This is a genomic window from Peribacillus sp. FW305-BF15 (genome assembly GCF_058783805.1).
The window spans coordinates 148,636-165,204 of record NZ_JBYSYV010000003.1 but is presented as its reverse complement, the minus strand read 5'-3'; the positions used below and the strand labels follow the sequence as shown (position 1 = coordinate 165,204).

Here is a 16,569-nt window from a genome sequence, read left to right as displayed (position 1 = left end):
AATATTAAGCGCTTACAACACTATTTTTTTAACTCCAAATTGAGCGAGCGTTCAATCAATGTTACTTATAGGGGGAAATAATGATGGCGAAAACAGTGATTATTAGCGGTGTGAGAACACCTTTTGGTAAATTCGGCGGTGGTCTTAGCAGTTTGACGGCATCACAACTTGGTGGAATAGCAATCAAAGAGGCACTTGTTCGGGCAGGGATTGAAGGAAGCCAAGTGGACGAGGTCATCATGGGGAATGTGCTTCAAGCAGGCCAAGGCCAAATACCGTCCCGCCAGGCAGCCCGTCATGCTGGATTGCCTTGGGAAGTGAAAACGGAAACCATTAATAAAGTATGCGCATCAGGACTTCGCAGTGTCACATTGGCTGATCAGATCATTCGCTTAGGTGAAGAAGAAATCATTGTTGCCGGCGGAATGGAATCGATGAGCAATGCACCTTATATCCTTCCAAAAGCAAGGTGGGGCCTAAGGATGGGTGATGGGGAACTGAAGGATACGATGATATCGGATGGACTTAGCTGCAGTTTTACGGGCGTCCATATGGGGACTTACGGTAACAGTACAGCCGAGGATCTTGAAATCACCCGTGAGGAACAAGATAACTGGGCTTATGAGAGTCACCAAAAAGCGATAAAAGCAATCGATGGCGGAATTCTTGCAGAAGAAATCATTTCCGTACAGGTGCCGGTCCGAAAAGGCGAACCAATTACCATCGAACATGATGAAGCCCCAAGAAAAGATACATCTGCCGGAAAGTTGGCTAAACTAGGTCCAGCTTTCAATAATGAGGGGACCATTACGGCTGGTAATGCACCAGGTGTCAATGACGGGGCGGGTGCTCTCGTATTGATGAGTGAGGAACGCGCTGAAAAAGAAGGGAAAACGCCTTTTGCCTATATTTTAGCTCATGCAGAAGTAGCAGTGGAAGCGAAGGACTTCCCTAAAACGCCAGGTCTGGTCATAAATGAACTTCTGAAGAAGACAGGTAAATCGATAGAGGAAATTGATTTATTTGAAGTGAATGAAGCATTTGCTGCGGTTGCATTGGCCAGCGGGAAAATTGCCAACATCGAGCCAGGAAAAGTGAATGTAAACGGAGGGGCCGTAGCATTAGGTCACCCAATCGGGGCAAGTGGTGCCCGCATCATCATTACGCTGATGCATGAACTGAAACGCCGCGGAGGGGGATTGGGCATCGCAGCGATCTGTAGTGGCGGCGGTCAGGGAGATGCCATTTTAATAGAAGTGCCTAAGCAAGGATAATAGTTTCATAGATAAATGAGGAGGGATATTCCCATGGGCATTCAAAAAGTGATGGTCATTGGTGCGGGACAGATGGGATCTGGCATTGCCCAGGTCTGTGCAATGAGCGGTTATGAAGTTCTTTTACACGATTTAAAAGATGAGTATGTAGAAAAGGGTTTAGGGACTATTGCCAAAAACCTATCGCGGCAGGTTGAAAAAGGGAAAATGGAATCCGAGGAGAAGGATGCAATCCTTTCCCGGCTTACTTCCTCAACGAATTTGAAAAATGCAGCTGCAGTAGATTTGGTGATTGAAGCGGCAGTGGAAAACATGGAAATAAAAACAAGAATATTCGCCGAGTTGGATGAAATCACGCCCCGGCACGTCATTCTTGCATCCAATACTTCTTCGCTACCGATTACCGAGATAGCCGCTGCCACGAAAAGGCCGGAAAAGGTAATTGGCATGCACTTTATGAACCCGGTTCCAGTCATGAAGCTGGTTGAGGTCATCCGCGGCCTTGCTACAGCGGATGAAGTTTATCAAGAGGTTGAAAAGATGGCTGAATCCATGAATAAGGTACCGGTGGAAGTCAATGATTTTCCAGGTTTTGTAGCGAATCGGATTTTGATGCCGATGATCAATGAGGCCATCTATACACTTTATGAGGGCGTCGCTACTAAAGAAGCGATCGATGACGTAATGAAACTGGGCATGAACCATCCGATGGGCCCGCTTACGCTAGCTGACTTCATCGGACTGGATACATGCCTATATATAATGGAAACCCTTCACCAAGGACTGGGAGACGATAAATACCGACCGTGTCCGCTGTTAAGGAAATATGTAAAGGCAGGGTGGTTAGGCAAGAAATCAGGACGGGGCTTTTATGAATATAACTAATCATGGAAAGATGTGCAGCCAGGGAGGGATGAAGGATGGATTTCAAGTTTACCGAAGAACATGAAATGATGCGGAAAATGGTAAGCTCTTTTGCGGAGAATGAGATCACTCCTCATATCGAGGCAATGGAAACAGGCGTGTTTCCAAAAACGATTCTGCAAAAAATGGGTGAGCTTGGTTTGATGGGAATTCCGATTTCAGAAGAATACGGTGGCGCGGGTATGGACTTCATGTCTTATATCATTGCCATCAATGAGATTTCCAAAGTAAGTCCCACTCTCGGTGTCATACTGTCGGTTCATACATCTGTCGGCACAAATCCAATCGTTTATTTTGGAACGGAAGAGCAGAAGCGAAAGTATGTGCCTAAGTTAGCCGCTGGTAAAAATTTAGGGGCCTTTTGTTTGACTGAGCAAAGCTCAGGTTCCGATGCTGCGAGTTTGAAATCGAAGGCAGTGGCAGTAAAGGAAGGCGGACAATATCGAATAAATGGGTCCAAGGTTTTTATCACCAATGGCGGGGAAGCGGATGTGTTCATTGTTTTTGCCTCGACCGACCCACAGAAGGGAAGCAAGGGAATCTCTGCTTTTATTGTAGAAAAAGGGACGCCGGGCTTAATCATCGGTAAAGATGAACGTAAAATGGGCCTTCATGGTTCGAGCACCGTGCAGGTGACGTTCGAGGATATGAAAGTCCCTGCAGCCAATCTCCTAGGTAAGGAAGGGGAAGGTTTTAAGATCGCCATGGCCAACTTGGATGCTGGAAGGATCGGGATTGCCGCTCAAGCGCTAGGAATTGCAGAAGGAGCCATGGAACATGCTGTCCGATATGCAAAAAGCAGGGAGCAATTCGGAAAACCCATTGCAGAACAGCAAGGGATTGGTTTCAAACTGGCCGAAATGGCAACGAGCATAGAAGCTTCAAGGTTACTCGTCTATCGTGCGGCGTTTTTACGCTCACAGGGATTAAAGTCCGGTAAAGAGGCGGCAATGGCTAAGCTATTCGCTTCGAGGACGGCCGTTGAGGTGGCGATAGAAGCCGTCCAAGTGTTCGGGGGCTATGGATATACAACGGATTATCCGGTCGAACGATATTTCAGGGATGCAAAGGTAACTGAAATTTATGAGGGTACAAGCGAAATACAGAGAATGGTCATCAGTAAAAGTCTGTAATTACGAGAAATTTAGGAGGCATTGCCATGCAATTTAAACTAACGGAAGAACATGAAATGATCAGGAAAATGGTGCGCGACTTTGCCCAGAATGAAGTGGCTCCGACTGCTGCCGAGAGGGATGAAGAAGAACGATTCGACCGTGAAATCTTCGATAAAATGGCTGAACTTGGATTGACCGGGATTCCGTGGCCTGAGGAATACGGAGGAATTGGAAGTGATTACTTAGCGTATTGCATAGCGGTTGAGGAACTTTCCCGCGTTTGCGCTTCTACTGGGGTGACTTTATCAGCCCATACTTCGCTCGCAGGATGGCCAATATATAAGTTTGGCACTGAAGAACAAAAACAAAAATACCTTCGCCCGATGGCACAAGGTGAAAAAATCGGTGCATATGGCCTGACTGAGCCTAGCTCAGGCTCAGACGCCGGAGGGATGAGAACGACTGCAAAGCTTGTGGGTGATGAATATGTTATCAGCGGTTCCAAAATCTTCATTACGAACGGCGGGATTGCGGATACATATGTCGTCTTTGCATTGACGGATCCTGAATCGAAGCAAAAAGGAACGAGTGCTTTTATCATTGAAAAGGACTTCCCGGGCTTCAGTGTTGGTAAAAAAGAGAAGAAGCTTGGAATCCGTTCATCACCGACTACGGAAATCATCTTTGATGAGTGCCGTGTTCCTAAAGAAAATCTCCTTGGAAAAGAAGGGGAAGGCTTTAAAATCGCGATGATGACGCTTGATGGCGGCCGTAATGGAATTGCAGCCCAGGCTGTAGGGATAGCCCAAGGTGCATTGGATGCTGCGGTTGATTATGCAAAAGAGCGCGTCCAATTCGGCAAGCCAATTTCTGCACAGCAGGGAATCGGTTTTAAATTGGCGGATATGGCAACGGGTGTTGAGGCTTCAAGGCTATTAACCTATCAGGCAGCCTGGTTGGAATCAGTGGGTCTTCCTTATGGGAAAGAGTCGGCCATGTCCAAACTTTTTGCCGGAGATACAGCAATGAAAGTGACGACGGAGGCCGTACAGGTTTTCGGGGGCTATGGATATACAAAAGATTATCCAGTGGAGCGGTATATGCGTGATGCGAAAATAACCCAGATTTACGAAGGTACACAGGAAATTCAAAAGCTGGTCATCTCACGGATGGTTACTAAATAGGGTTGAAACTGTGGTTTTCCGATGAGGCTCTGCCTTTACCGGAATTCCCTTTTCAATTTCTTCAGAATATCAATGGTTGAATAATGGGCTTTCAAAAGGAGTTTGGAAATGGAAAAAAGAGAGGTTCTTGCATCTGTAAAGGATGAGCGGCTGGTTGAAAAAAGGCGTACTCAAATGATTAAAGGAGCGGTGACCCTTTTTAAAGAAAAGGGATTTCATCGTACGACTACCAGGGAAATTGCCAAAGCGGCAGGCTTTAGCATTGGTACATTATACGAGTATATCCGGACCAAGGAAGATATATTATATCTCGTTTGTGACTTTATTTATGATGAAGTCCAGGAAAAGCTTCAGAAGGAAATAGAACAGAGTGATGGGACACTTGAAAGCTTGAAGTTGACGATCGCCTATTTTTATAAAGTGATGGATGATATGCAGGACGAAGTGCTTGTCATGTATCAGGAAGTGAAGGCCCTGACGAAAGATGCTTTACCATATGTTCTGAATAAAGAACTTCGGATGGTGGGCATGTTCGAAAAAGTGATAACGAAATGTGTTGAGAATGGGGAGCTATCATTAACGGAAAAACAAATAAGCCTTGTTTCACATAACATTTTCGTACAGGGACAGATGTGGAGTTTTAGAAGATGGGCTTTGCATAAACAGTACACACTTCAAGAGTATGTTGAACTGCAGACGCAATTATTGATTCAAAATGTATCGGGTTCCAAAGTGCACTGATATAAATAAGTTTCAATAAGGGGGAGCTAAATGAGTACAGTTGAGGTGTATAAACCGAAGAACCATATTAGATTCGTTACAGCTTCGAGTTTATTTGATGGACATGATGCATCCATCAATATAATGAGGAGAATCCTTCAGTCCAGCGGGGCGGAAGTAATTCACCTAGGTCATAATCGTTCGGTGGAAGAAATCGTGAATGCGGCCATTCAGGAAGATGTCCAAGGCATAGCCATGTCATCTTACCAAGGCGGACATGTGGAATATTTTAAATATATGTATGACCTGTTGATGGAAAAGGGAGCCGGGCACATTCGGATTTTTGCCGGCGGTGGCGGGGTCATCATCCCTAGGGAAATTAAAGAACTCCATGATTATGGGATTGCCCGTATCTTTTCACCTGATGAAGGGAGGGAATATGGTCTTCAAGGAATGATAAACGTTTTGATGGAGGAGTGTGATTTCTCGACAGTCAAACCATCTTTACAGGAACGTTTTGATGAATTGATTGCCGGGGTAACGAATGCCATTGCCCAATTCATTACCTTTGCCGAAAATAGACTCGATGTTTCACAGGAATCAGCGGCAGCGGTGGAGAGTCTTTTTGAGCAGATCAAGACTTCCGAAAAGAAGGTTCCTGTTCTGGGCATCACGGGGACTGGCGGAGCTGGAAAAAGTTCATTGACTGATGAATTGATACGACGGTTCATTAACGAAATTCCGAATGAGAGAGTCGCCATTCTATCTGTAGACCCGACCAAACAGAAAACGGGCGGTGCCCTTCTTGGTGACAGGATCAGAATGAATTCGATCTTTTCAGAGCGTGTTTATATGCGGAGCCTAGCCACGCGCCATTCAAAAAGTGAGCTGTCTTTGGCGATAAAGGATGCCATTTCCGTCGTGAAGGCAGCAGGCTTCGATTTAATCATCGTTGAAACGAGCGGGATCGGTCAGGGTGATGCAGAAATTGCCGAAATATGCGATGTATCCATGTATGTAATGACGAGTGAATTCGGTGCTCCTTCGCAACTTGAAAAAATCGATATGATTGATTATGCAGACTTGATAGTCATTAACAAATACGAGCGCAAAGGTTCCGAAGATGCAAAAAACCAAGTTCAAAAGCAATACCAAAGAAGCCGTACGCTTTTTGATCAAGATCCATCTGAAATGCCAGTATACGGTACAATCGCTTCCCAATTCAATGACCCAGGCACCAATGCATTATTCGCTGCACTGATTGAAAAGCTTAATGAAAAATCAGGAACGGCTTGGAGTACGGCCTTTTCGAAAGAAGCGGATGTTTACAAGCAAAATGTCATCATTCCAACTGACCGCCGGTATTATTTACGTGAAATCAGTGATACGGTCAGATCGTATCATAAGCGTGCCGCTGAACAAGTGCGTATTGCCCGGAGGCTTTTCCAGCTTGAAGGAGCCATTGATGCAGTTAAGGAAAATGATAACAACGGCGATATGGTGGCTTCTTTAGAAAAACTGAAAAAGGAAACCGCCTCGAATTTATCACCTGAATCTAAAAAAATCCTTTCTGGATGGATGGATTTAAAAGAAAAGTATGCAGGAGAGCAGTTTGTAACGAAAGTAAGGGATAAAGAAATCGTGACAAAGCTGAAAACGAAAAGTTTATCAGGTTTAATGATCCCGAGAGTATCACTGCCGAAATATGTGGATTATGGAGAGATTTTGGGATGGGTATTCCGTGAGAACGTTCCGGGCTTCTTTCCTTACACAGCGGGAGTCTTTCCATTCAAGCGTGAAGGGGAAGACCCGAAGCGGCAATTTGCCGGTGAAGGATCGCCCGACCGTACCAACAGGCGTTTTCATTATTTATCAAAGGATGATACGGCTAAACGGCTAAGCACGGCTTTCGATTCTGTAACTTTATATGGCGAGGACCCTGATCACCGACCTGATATCTATGGAAAGGTAGGAGAAAGCGGAGTCAGCATCTGCACGTTGGATGACATGAAAAAGCTGTATGCAGGTTTTGATCTTTGCCACCCCTCAACCTCTGTATCCATGACCATCAATGGACCGGCACCAATCATTTTGGCCATGTACATGAATACGGCAGTCGATCAGCAGATTCAACGGAAAGAAGAAGAGTTAGGCCGTCCCCTTACAGACGCCGAAGCTGAAGAAGTGCAGGCTTATACGCTTCAGACGGTACGCGGAACTGTTCAGGCGGATATTCTGAAAGAGGACCAAGGCCAGAATACATGCATCTTCTCTACGGAATTTGCTCTAAGGTTAATGGGCGACATTCAAGCATATTTCATCGATCGGAAAGTCAGGAACTATTACTCTGTATCCATTTCTGGCTATCACATTGCAGAAGCGGGTGCCAACCCAATTTCACAGCTGGCTTTTACATTAGCGAATGGGTTTACTTACATCGAATATTATTTAAGCCGCGGAATGAATATTGATGACTTTGCCCCGAATTTGTCGTTCTTCTTCTCAAATGGGCTCGACCCGGAATATACGGTGATCGGGAGGGTGGCAAGAAGGATCTGGGCGACAGTCATGCGGGATAAATATGGTGCGAACGACCGCAGCCAGAAGCTCAAATATCATATACAGACTTCCGGGCGCTCGCTTCATGCCCAAGAAATTGATTTTAATGATATCAGAACGACACTTCAAGCTTTAATGGCACTGCAGGACAACTGTAATTCCCTGCATACTAATGCGTACGATGAAGCCATCACGACGCCTACAGAAGAATCCGTGCGCCGGGCAATGGCCATCCAAATGATCATTACGAAGGAGCATGGTCTCTCAAAAAATGAAAACCCGATGCAAGGTGCCTTCATCGTGGAGGAATTGACGGATCTGGTCGAAGAGGCCGTCCTGCAAGAGTTCGATCGCATCAATGATCGTGGCGGTGTGCTGGGTGCAATGGAGACGCAATATCAGCGCGGGAAAATCCAGGATGAATCGATGCATTACGAAATGAAAAAGCATACGGGAGAATTGCCGATCATCGGTGTAAATACGTATTTGAATCCAAATCCTCCTTCCGAAGAAGCGGTGAACAGCATGGAAATTGCCCGTGCAACCAAGGAAGAAAAGGAAGGGCAAATCATAAATCTCCGGGCATTCCAGGAAAGAAATAAGGAGTTCACGGATGAAGCGTTAACTAAACTGAAATTGGCAGCCATGAATGGGGAGAATATCTTTGCTGAGCTCATGAACTGCGTGAGGGTGGCCAGTCTGGGTCAGATAACGAGGGCGTTATATGATGTAGGCGGTCAATATCGAAGAAATATGTAAGGCTTAGAAGGGGGCTCCGAACGTTTAGGGGCCCTTTTTTTAAATAATTCCCGTCTTTTTTAACAAAATGAAGATTTTACCTTATAATTATTCGGAAAAGGGGCAAAAATGAAGAATCAGCCCTATTGGAGTTGAGAAAATGAACCTGAAGATGATTGGGTTGATCATAGGTTACATTCTTGCCATCATTTTTTTATTTGAGCTGTATGAGCATCAATTGGGAGCCATTTCTTTTTTTATCCTGACTGTTGTCTTTTTTACGGCAGCCTATCGTCAGAAATCGAAAAAGAAAAAAAGGAAAGATCTTTAGCTTTTGGTTTCCTGTGAATGATAGACAATAAGGTAAATCTGTGAAAGTATCATATAGAACTAGCATAAACCCATTTAGATTGTTTATAATGGAGTATATGTCTAGCAGGAATTGTCGTTATTTTATCGAACTACTGTTTTAGATTATTTTTTTATGTGAAAAAACACGGAATTCAGTGTTTGAATAGAGAAGGGAAGTGCGGAATTTGAGTTTAAAACAATACTCAAAAGAGCAATTATTGGAAATGTCCTTAATAGAGATGGCATATGATTTGTTAGTTGAAAGAAATGAACCGATTCCATTTAAAGACTTAATTAGTGAATTAGCTTCGCTGCACCATTTATCCAAAGCGGAAGTGGAAAAGAAAATTGCCCAATTCTATACGGATTTAAATGTGGATGGCCGTTTCACTTCACTTGGAGACAACCGCTGGGGATTGAAAACATGGTACCCGGTTGACCAAATCGAGGAAGAAGTCGTACATGTTGTAAAACCTAAAAAGAAAAAGAAAGCCAAAAAGGCTGCTGTCGTCATCGATGATTTCGATGAACTTGAAGACGAAGACCTTGACTTTGAAGAGGATATCGATGATCTGGACGAGGATGAAGATGACGACGATGATGATATTCTAGGTGCTCCAGTCATCGACGAAGTGCTTTTGGATGATGACGTGGATGATGACGACGACCTGGAAGAAGAAATAATCGAAGATGATGCATTTGTCCTGGAAGATGATGAGGACGAAGATGAAGACGAAGATGACTTGGATGACTTGAATAAAGAGGATGAGAAATAAATAATCGCCCTTGACTTTTTAAGGCGAAATTTGTAGAATCATTTTTGGGCTCCTTAAAAAAGGACACAATGATTAAATTATATCGCTCCCTTACTTTTTTGTAAGCGGAGCGTTTTTGTTTTTAATGATGGAATGAATAAATGACATCATTTTTTTATTTTTAAAAATGATTTCTCGTAGAATTGTAAAAACTATAGAGAACATATTTATGTTAACTGTCATTTAAGGAAATTTATTCTTGTTCATGTATCCTGCATGACTCTCACTAAAGACCTTTAAGTGATTAATGGTTTGTACTGGTTACGGTTTTTAGCTTTTAACCGCTCATGTGGCGGAAGATTTGATTCAGGTTCCAATCTATTGAAGTGAAGAACTGAATTGGAAGAAAACATTCTATTAGGAGGATATAAGATGACAAAATATATTTTTGTGACAGGTGGAGTAGTTTCTTCCTTGGGAAAAGGGATTACGGCCGCTTCTTTAGGAAGATTATTAAAAAATAGGGGATTGAATGTTACGATCCAGAAGTTTGACCCTTATATCAACTTGGATCCTGGTACGATGAGTCCATATCAACATGGTGAAGTGTTTGTAACGGATGATGGTGCTGAAACGGATTTGGATTTGGGGCACTATGAGCGTTTCATCGATATCAACCTTGGTAAACACAGCAATGTGACTACAGGCAGAATTTATTCAACCGTCCTGAGAAAAGAACGCCGTGGCGATTATCTAGGTGGAACGGTTCAAGTCATTCCCCATATCACGAATGAAATTAAAGAACGGGTTTTCCGTTCAGGCAATGAAACGAATGCCGACATAGTCATCACTGAAATTGGCGGTACTGTAGGGGATATCGAGTCTCTTCCATTCCTTGAAGCGATTCGCCAAATCAAGAGTGATATCGGCATCAATAATGTTATGTATATCCACTGTACACTGGTTCCCTACATCAAAGCTGCAGGTGAAATGAAAACAAAACCGACACAGCATAGTGTAAAAGAATTACGCAGCCTTGGCATTCAGCCAAATATCATCGTTGCACGTACAGAAAGCCCGATTTCACAAGATATGAAGGATAAAATCGCTTTATTCTGCGATATCGATAAAAATTCTGTTATCGAATGTCTTGATGCGGATACACTTTACTCCATCCCTCTAGCGCTTCAAGCCCAAAATATGGACCAAATCGTTTGTGATCACTTGCAATTGGACTGTGGCGAAGCGGATATGGAAGATTGGAAGGAACTAGTCAAAAAGGTTACTTCTTTATCAAAGAAAACGAAAATCGCCTTAGTCGGAAAATATGTTGAATTGCAAGATGCTTATCTTTCTGTAGTGGAAGCACTTAAGCATGCTGGTTACGCATTTGATGCAGATGTTGAAATCGACTGGGTGAATTCCGAAGATGTAACTAAAGAAAATGTTGCAGAACTTCTTCAAGATGCAGATGGAATCCTTGTACCTGGAGGTTTTGGAGATCGTGGAATCGAAGGGAAAATTGCAGCGACTGAATTTGCCCGCACGACAAAAAAACCATTCTTCGGAATTTGCTTAGGCATGCAGTTGGCGTCCATTGAGTATGCACGCAACGTCTTGGGATTGCCAGAAGCACATTCAGCTGAAATTAAGGAGGATACTCCTGATCCAATCATCGATCTTCTTCCTGAGCAGAAGGATGTAGAAGATTTGGGCGGAACACTTCGTCTTGGTCTGTATCCATGTAAGCTTATCGAAGGTACTAAAGCATACGAAGCTTATAATGACGAGGTTGTTTATGAACGTCACCGTCACCGTTATGAATTCAATAACCACTACCGTCAAGCTATGGAAGAGGCAGGATTCGTGTTCTCCGGTACAAGTCCAGATGGCCGTCTAGTCGAAATCATTGAACTGAAAGATCATCCTTGGTTTGTGGCTTCCCAATTCCATCCGGAATTCACGTCACGTCCTAACCGTCCACAGCCGCTATTCCGCGACTTTGTCGGTATGTCATTAAAGAACGGCGAAAATCGTTAATAAACAAAAAAAACAGCCCCTGTGGCTGTTTCAGACTGTAGGCAAACTTGAAGAAAATCGAGTTTGCCTACAGTTTTTTTTATGGTTTGTACTTTGGGAGGTTGATGGCCACTCCAAGCACCGCTTAGACTTGCTTTCCCGCATGAGTCCCGCACACCCCCGCTCCAATCAAATTTGTTTTAACATTTAGAGGGTGGTCAGTGGGTTCGGGAACATCATTTGATGAAAGATATATTTTTCCGAACCTTTCTAGATGAATTCATCATTCTTCATCTTCATATTCTTTTATGATTTCTTCAAGAGTGAATTTAATTCCATGATAAGCGAAAAGAGCGGTAAGGAGGGTAGGGTACCCATATCGATTTCCGGTTTCATCGGGAATCAATCCCCGTTGGATGCGTAAATCAATATGTACGTCAGCCAACTCCAAAAGGGAATCTTCTTCGGAAGGGACGGATGTAGAAACCGCAACAAATGGGATATCTTTTTCCTTGAGTTGTTTTGCCAGCATCAATGCTTCTGAATCATCCGAATGGCGGCTGAATATAAGAAATCGATCTTCCTTGGAAATCGTTTCACTTAAATCATAGCTTTTTGCCTTAGGAAAGGGTTCTTCCCCATGCAATGCCTCGGCAGTGACGCCCTGCATTTCACCAAAACCGTGAATGAACACAGAACCGTCCCCAACCACAGCCTGAGCCAGCAGGCGTCCGGCATCCTCCATTTCAAAGGCTTCATTTTCAATCATTTTTTTAAATAAACCGCTTATCTGTGTCGAGAAAATTTTTAACATGATCAGGGACTCCTTTAAAAAATAATATACTTATTATAAAGGACTTTCCTTTGCATTGACAGGTTTCAGGGTTTTTGGTCCAAAGGGCAGAATTAACTAAATCGGTCGAAAAAACAAAAAAATTAAAATTCCTTTTAGCCATACAGCAGGAATTTTGTTACAATTATCGAATATGAACATAGATGTCATGAATGAATAAATGCGTTGCTCAAGTAATTTGACGCAATCTATGTAACTACCCTTTTTCGGGTAATAGGCCGAATAGGCTAATATATTTAATGGATGAATCGGGAAGGGGAGAGGTGATAAAATGCCAGGGAAAATATTGATTGTTGATGATCAATTCGGGATTCGTATTTTATTGAACGAGGTGTTACATAAAGAAGGGTATGAAACATTTCAAGCAGCTAATGGCATTCAAGCCTTGGAAGTGCTAAATAACCATTCACCCGATCTTGTATTGCTGGATATGAAGATTCCGGGAATGGATGGCATTGAGATCTTGAAAAGGATGAAAGTCGTCGATCCGGACATCCGGGTCATAATCATGACGGCATATGGTGAACTTGATATGATTCAAGAAGCAAAGGATTTAGGTGCAATGACACACTTTGCAAAGCCGTTTGATATTGATGATATTAGAAAAGCCGTTCGTGAATACTTACCGATTCAATCGAGTTAACGGTCTTGAAAGTTTAATATTATTGACGGGGAAATTACCGCGGCTATCTTTTTTTTAGATGGGCCGTGTTTTTTTGGAATAAAATTTGAGACATGGTACAGTTGTAATTGTTGCTGTTTTTTTGATGTATTGATATGCTAAAAGAGGAGAGATATTCTGATTTATAAAGCGTATGCTACTTTGGTTTTAGGGAATATCTAGAAAGAATTAACTTTAAAAATAAACATCCACTAGTAGGAGGAAATCAAATGCCTTTAGTTTCTATGAAAGATATGCTGAATAAAGCCCTTGATGAAAAATATGCAGTAGGTCAATTCAATATCAATAACCTTGAATGGACTCAAGCTATCCTAGCTGCTGCTGAACAAGAAAAATCTCCAGTCATCCTTGGTGTTTCCGAAGGCGCTGCCCGTCATATGGGTGGTTTTAAAACGACTGTCATGATGGTTCAAGGTTTGTTGGAAGACATGAAAATCACTGTTCCTGTGGCCATTCACCTTGACCATGGTTCAAGTTATGATAAATGTAAGGAAGCCATCGAAGCGGGATTCACTTCAGTAATGATCGATGCTTCACATCATCCAATTGAAGAAAATATCGAAACAACCAAGAAGGTTGTCGAATTCGCTCACGCACGTAATGTTTCGGTAGAAGCGGAAGTGGGCACGGTTGGCGGACAAGAAGATGATATAATCGCTGATGGAGTCGTATATGCAGACCCTCAAGAATGTGAACAGTTGGTTAAAGAAACGAATGTCGACTGTTTTGCTCCAGCTTTGGGATCCGTTCACGGACCATACAAAGGTGAACCTAACCTAGGCTATAAAGAAATGGAAGAAGTACGGGATTTAACGAACAAACCTCTTGTTCTTCATGGCGGTACAGGCATCCCTACGAAAGATATCCAAAAAGCGATTTCTCTTGGAACATCAAAAATCAATGTGAATACGGAAAATCAAATTGTGTTCACAAAAGCGGTTCGTGAAATCCTGAATAACGATTCTGAAGTGTACGATCCTCGTAAATACATGGTTCCTGGCCGTGAAGCTATTAAAGAAACGGTCATCGGCAAAATTCGTGAATTCGGTTCAAACGGCAAAGCATAATTTCAAAAGGGTTCCATCCCTTTAAATGTTAGGCAATATTCCCATTGGGGGGCTCCCCCCTAATGGTTTCTTTTAGATTTGGGCTTAATCCGATCTCTATTTTTCGAACAATTAGAATCAATAGAGAAATAAAAAATCGATTACATACGGAGGATATTTTATGAAATTCTTTATAGATACAGCAAATATGGAAGAAATCAAACAAGCGCACGAACTTGGCGTTCTAGCAGGTGTTACGACTAACCCATCACTTGTTGCAAGGGAAAAGGGAGTTTCTTTCCATGACCGGCTAAAAGAAATCACAAGCCTTGTTAAGGAATCCGTTTCTGCTGAAGTCATTGCGCTTGATTTTGAAGGAATGATGGCAGAAGCCAAGGAGCTTGTTGCGATTGCACCTAATATCACGATCAAAGTGCCAATGACTCCAGATGGCTTGAAGGCTGTTTCAGCACTTACAAAACAAGGTGTCAAAACAAATGTCACGCTTATTTTCAGTGCAAACCAAGCATTATTGGCAGCTAGGGCGGGAGCAACTTATGTATCGCCATTTTTAGGACGCTTGGACGATATCGGCCAAAATGGTTTGGATTTAATTTCGGATATTGCGGACATATTTGCAATTCATGATATCAATGCTGAGATCATTGCAGCTTCCATCCGCCATCCGATGCATATTACAGAAGCGGCTCTTAAAGGAGCACATATTGCAACGATTCCTTATAAAGTTTTAATGCAATTATTCCACCACCCATTAACGGATAAAGGGATTGAAGCTTTCTTGAATGATTGGAATTCACGTACAGAAGCATAATGCCTTGCCGCTAAGTCGCTATAGATTGCACTGTTTTAATAAAATTAACATAAATTAGAAATTTTTATCTTTTTTTACATGAATTTTCTACTTTTGTGTAAACTAAAGAACTAGATAGTAAATGTTGTCGGATTATGCAAATTTCTTGTGGTAAAATATTACTTTTTGGAAGTAGCTTCTAAGTGCTTAGCGTGGAAGGGAGTTTATTATGGAAAAACTTAAAATTGCCGGTGGCTATCCCCTAAAGGGAAGCATTCGTGTCAGCGGAGCAAAAAATAGTGCGGTTGCCCTTATTCCGGCAACAATTTTGGCGGACTCTCCCGTAACGATTGAAGGCCTGCCTGATATCTCGGATGTACAGATGCTGAAAGAGTTAATGGAGGAAATTGGCGGTGAGGTGTCCTTTGACGAAGGACAGATGACAGTCAACCCCAGCAGGATGATTTCAATGCCTCTTCCGAATGGCAGGGTCAAGAAGTTACGTGCTTCGTATTATTTAATGGGGGCAATGCTTGGCAAATTCAAAAAGGCAGTGATCGGCTTGCCAGGAGGCTGCCATTTAGGACCCCGTCCGATAGATCAGCATATTAAGGGGTTCGAAGCACTTGGCGCACAAGTGACGAATGAACAAGGAGCCATTTACCTTAGGGCAGACGAGCTCCGGGGAGCACGCATATATTTGGATGTCGTTAGTGTAGGGGCAACGATCAACATCATGCTTGCCGCCGTTTTGGCCAAAGGCCGCACTGTGATTGAAAACGCTGCGAAAGAACCGGAAATCATCGATGTCGCCACATTGTTGACCAATATGGGAGCGAAAATTAAGGGTGCTGGAACGGATATCATTCGTATTGATGGTGTGGAAAGTTTGCATGGTTGCAAGCATACGATCATACCGGATCGGATTGAAGCCGGTACTTTCATGATTTTAGCCGCTGCTGTCGGTGAAGGGATTCTGATCGATAATGTCATTCCCCAGCATTTGGAGTCATTGACTGCCAAATTGAGGGAAATGGGGATCAATATTGAAGCGGGTGATGACCAGATATTTGTCTCACCGGGAGAAAATTATAAATCCGTTGATATCAAGACGTTGGTTTACCCTGGATTCCCAACAGATCTTCAGCAACCTTTCACTTCCCTTTTAACAAAAGCAAGCGGTTCTAGCATGGTGACCGATACGATATACGGGGCACGATTTAAGCATATTGATGAACTGCGACGCATGAATGCGAAGATCAAAGTCGAGGGCAGAGCGGGCATCGTCGATGGTCCTGTCCAACTTCATGGGGCAAAAGTGAAGGCAAGCGATTTACGTGCCGGAGCAGCTCTGGTAATTGCCGGTTTAATGGCAGAAGGAATTACAGAAGTGACAGGGCTTGAACATATAGATCGCGGATATAGCCATCTTGTTGAAAAACTTTCAGGTTTGGGAGCGACGATTTGGCGTGAAGAAATGACTCAAGAAGAAGTGGAGCAGCTTAAAAGCTGATCCCTTTTCTTGTTACCTCATTGTG

The 16,569-nt window shown here is 43.1% G+C and carries 14 protein-coding genes; 13 read left to right on the top strand and 1 reads right to left on the bottom strand.

The window, feature by feature from the left end; all coding sequences use genetic code 11:
* Positions 1–83: 83 nt before the first annotated feature.
* The 9 genes from AC3WLU_RS04105 (at position 84) to pyrG (ending at position 11,660) form a co-directional block, all read left to right on the top strand.
* The gene (locus AC3WLU_RS04105; RefSeq protein ID WP_063574642.1) at positions 84–1,274 is read left to right on the top strand and encodes an acetyl-CoA C-acetyltransferase; all 1,191 of its coding nucleotides are present in this window, start codon (positions 84–86) and stop codon (positions 1,272–1,274) included.
* Positions 1,275–1,307: 33 nt separating this feature from the next.
* The gene (locus tag AC3WLU_RS04100) at positions 1,308–2,159 is read left to right on the top strand and encodes a 3-hydroxybutyryl-CoA dehydrogenase (protein WP_413007780.1); all 852 of its coding nucleotides are present in this window, start codon (positions 1,308–1,310) and stop codon (positions 2,157–2,159) included.
* A 35-nt stretch (positions 2,160–2,194) separates the two neighbouring features.
* Complete coding sequence (locus tag AC3WLU_RS04095; RefSeq protein ID WP_063574644.1) at positions 2,195–3,331, top strand: acyl-CoA dehydrogenase; 1,137 nt, start codon at positions 2,195–2,197, stop codon at positions 3,329–3,331.
* 26 nt (positions 3,332–3,357) lie between these two features.
* Positions 3,358–4,497 (top strand): acyl-CoA dehydrogenase, encoded by a 1,140-nt coding sequence (locus AC3WLU_RS04090; protein WP_034315870.1) that lies wholly within the window; start codon positions 3,358–3,360, stop codon positions 4,495–4,497.
* Between the two features lie 108 nt (positions 4,498–4,605).
* On the top strand, positions 4,606–5,238 hold the full coding sequence (locus AC3WLU_RS04085) for a TetR/AcrR family transcriptional regulator (RefSeq protein ID WP_034315867.1): 633 nt from the start codon (positions 4,606–4,608) through the stop codon (positions 5,236–5,238).
* 30 nt (positions 5,239–5,268) lie between these two features.
* Positions 5,269–8,535, top strand: coding sequence for a fused isobutyryl-CoA mutase/GTPase IcmF (icmF, locus tag AC3WLU_RS04080; protein WP_440439622.1), 3,267 nt, complete (start codon positions 5,269–5,271; stop codon positions 8,533–8,535).
* A gap of 139 nt (positions 8,536–8,674) precedes the next feature.
* Positions 8,675–8,845 carry a hypothetical protein gene (locus tag AC3WLU_RS04075; protein WP_369315163.1) on the top strand — a complete coding sequence of 57 codons (171 nt, stop codon included), beginning with the start codon at positions 8,675–8,677 and terminating at the stop codon, positions 8,843–8,845.
* A 205-nt stretch (positions 8,846–9,050) separates the two neighbouring features.
* Positions 9,051–9,641, top strand: coding sequence for a DNA-directed RNA polymerase subunit delta (rpoE, locus tag AC3WLU_RS04070; RefSeq protein WP_413007785.1), 591 nt, complete (start codon positions 9,051–9,053; stop codon positions 9,639–9,641).
* Between the two features lie 411 nt (positions 9,642–10,052).
* Entirely contained in the window at positions 10,053–11,660 is a 1,608-nt protein-coding gene (gene pyrG / locus AC3WLU_RS04065) for a CTP synthase (protein WP_048683527.1), read from the top strand.
* A gap of 262 nt (positions 11,661–11,922) precedes the next feature.
* On the opposite strand, the gene AC3WLU_RS04060 is transcribed toward pyrG, so the two are convergent.
* Positions 11,923–12,453: a DUF2529 domain-containing protein gene (locus AC3WLU_RS04060; RefSeq protein ID WP_145506368.1), complete on the bottom strand. Its 531-nt coding sequence runs from the start codon at positions 12,451–12,453 to the stop codon at positions 11,923–11,925.
* Between the two features lie 310 nt (positions 12,454–12,763).
* Between AC3WLU_RS04060 and AC3WLU_RS04055 the strand changes: the two genes are divergently transcribed.
* The 4 genes from AC3WLU_RS04055 (at position 12,764) to murA (ending at position 16,544) form a co-directional block, all read left to right on the top strand.
* Positions 12,764–13,135, top strand: coding sequence for a response regulator (locus AC3WLU_RS04055; RefSeq protein ID WP_034315860.1), 372 nt, complete (start codon positions 12,764–12,766; stop codon positions 13,133–13,135).
* Positions 13,136–13,383: 248 nt separating this feature from the next.
* Positions 13,384–14,241 (top strand): class II fructose-bisphosphate aldolase, encoded by an 858-nt coding sequence (locus AC3WLU_RS04050; protein WP_048683519.1) that lies wholly within the window; start codon positions 13,384–13,386, stop codon positions 14,239–14,241.
* A gap of 160 nt (positions 14,242–14,401) precedes the next feature.
* Positions 14,402–15,052 carry a fructose-6-phosphate aldolase gene (gene fsa, locus AC3WLU_RS04045; RefSeq protein ID WP_034315855.1) on the top strand — a complete coding sequence of 217 codons (651 nt, stop codon included), beginning with the start codon at positions 14,402–14,404 and terminating at the stop codon, positions 15,050–15,052.
* A gap of 208 nt (positions 15,053–15,260) precedes the next feature.
* A complete protein-coding gene (murA, locus tag AC3WLU_RS04040; protein ID WP_034315853.1) occupies positions 15,261–16,544 on the top strand; it encodes a UDP-N-acetylglucosamine 1-carboxyvinyltransferase in 1,284 nt (427 codons plus the stop codon).
* Positions 16,545–16,569 lie beyond the last annotated feature (25 nt).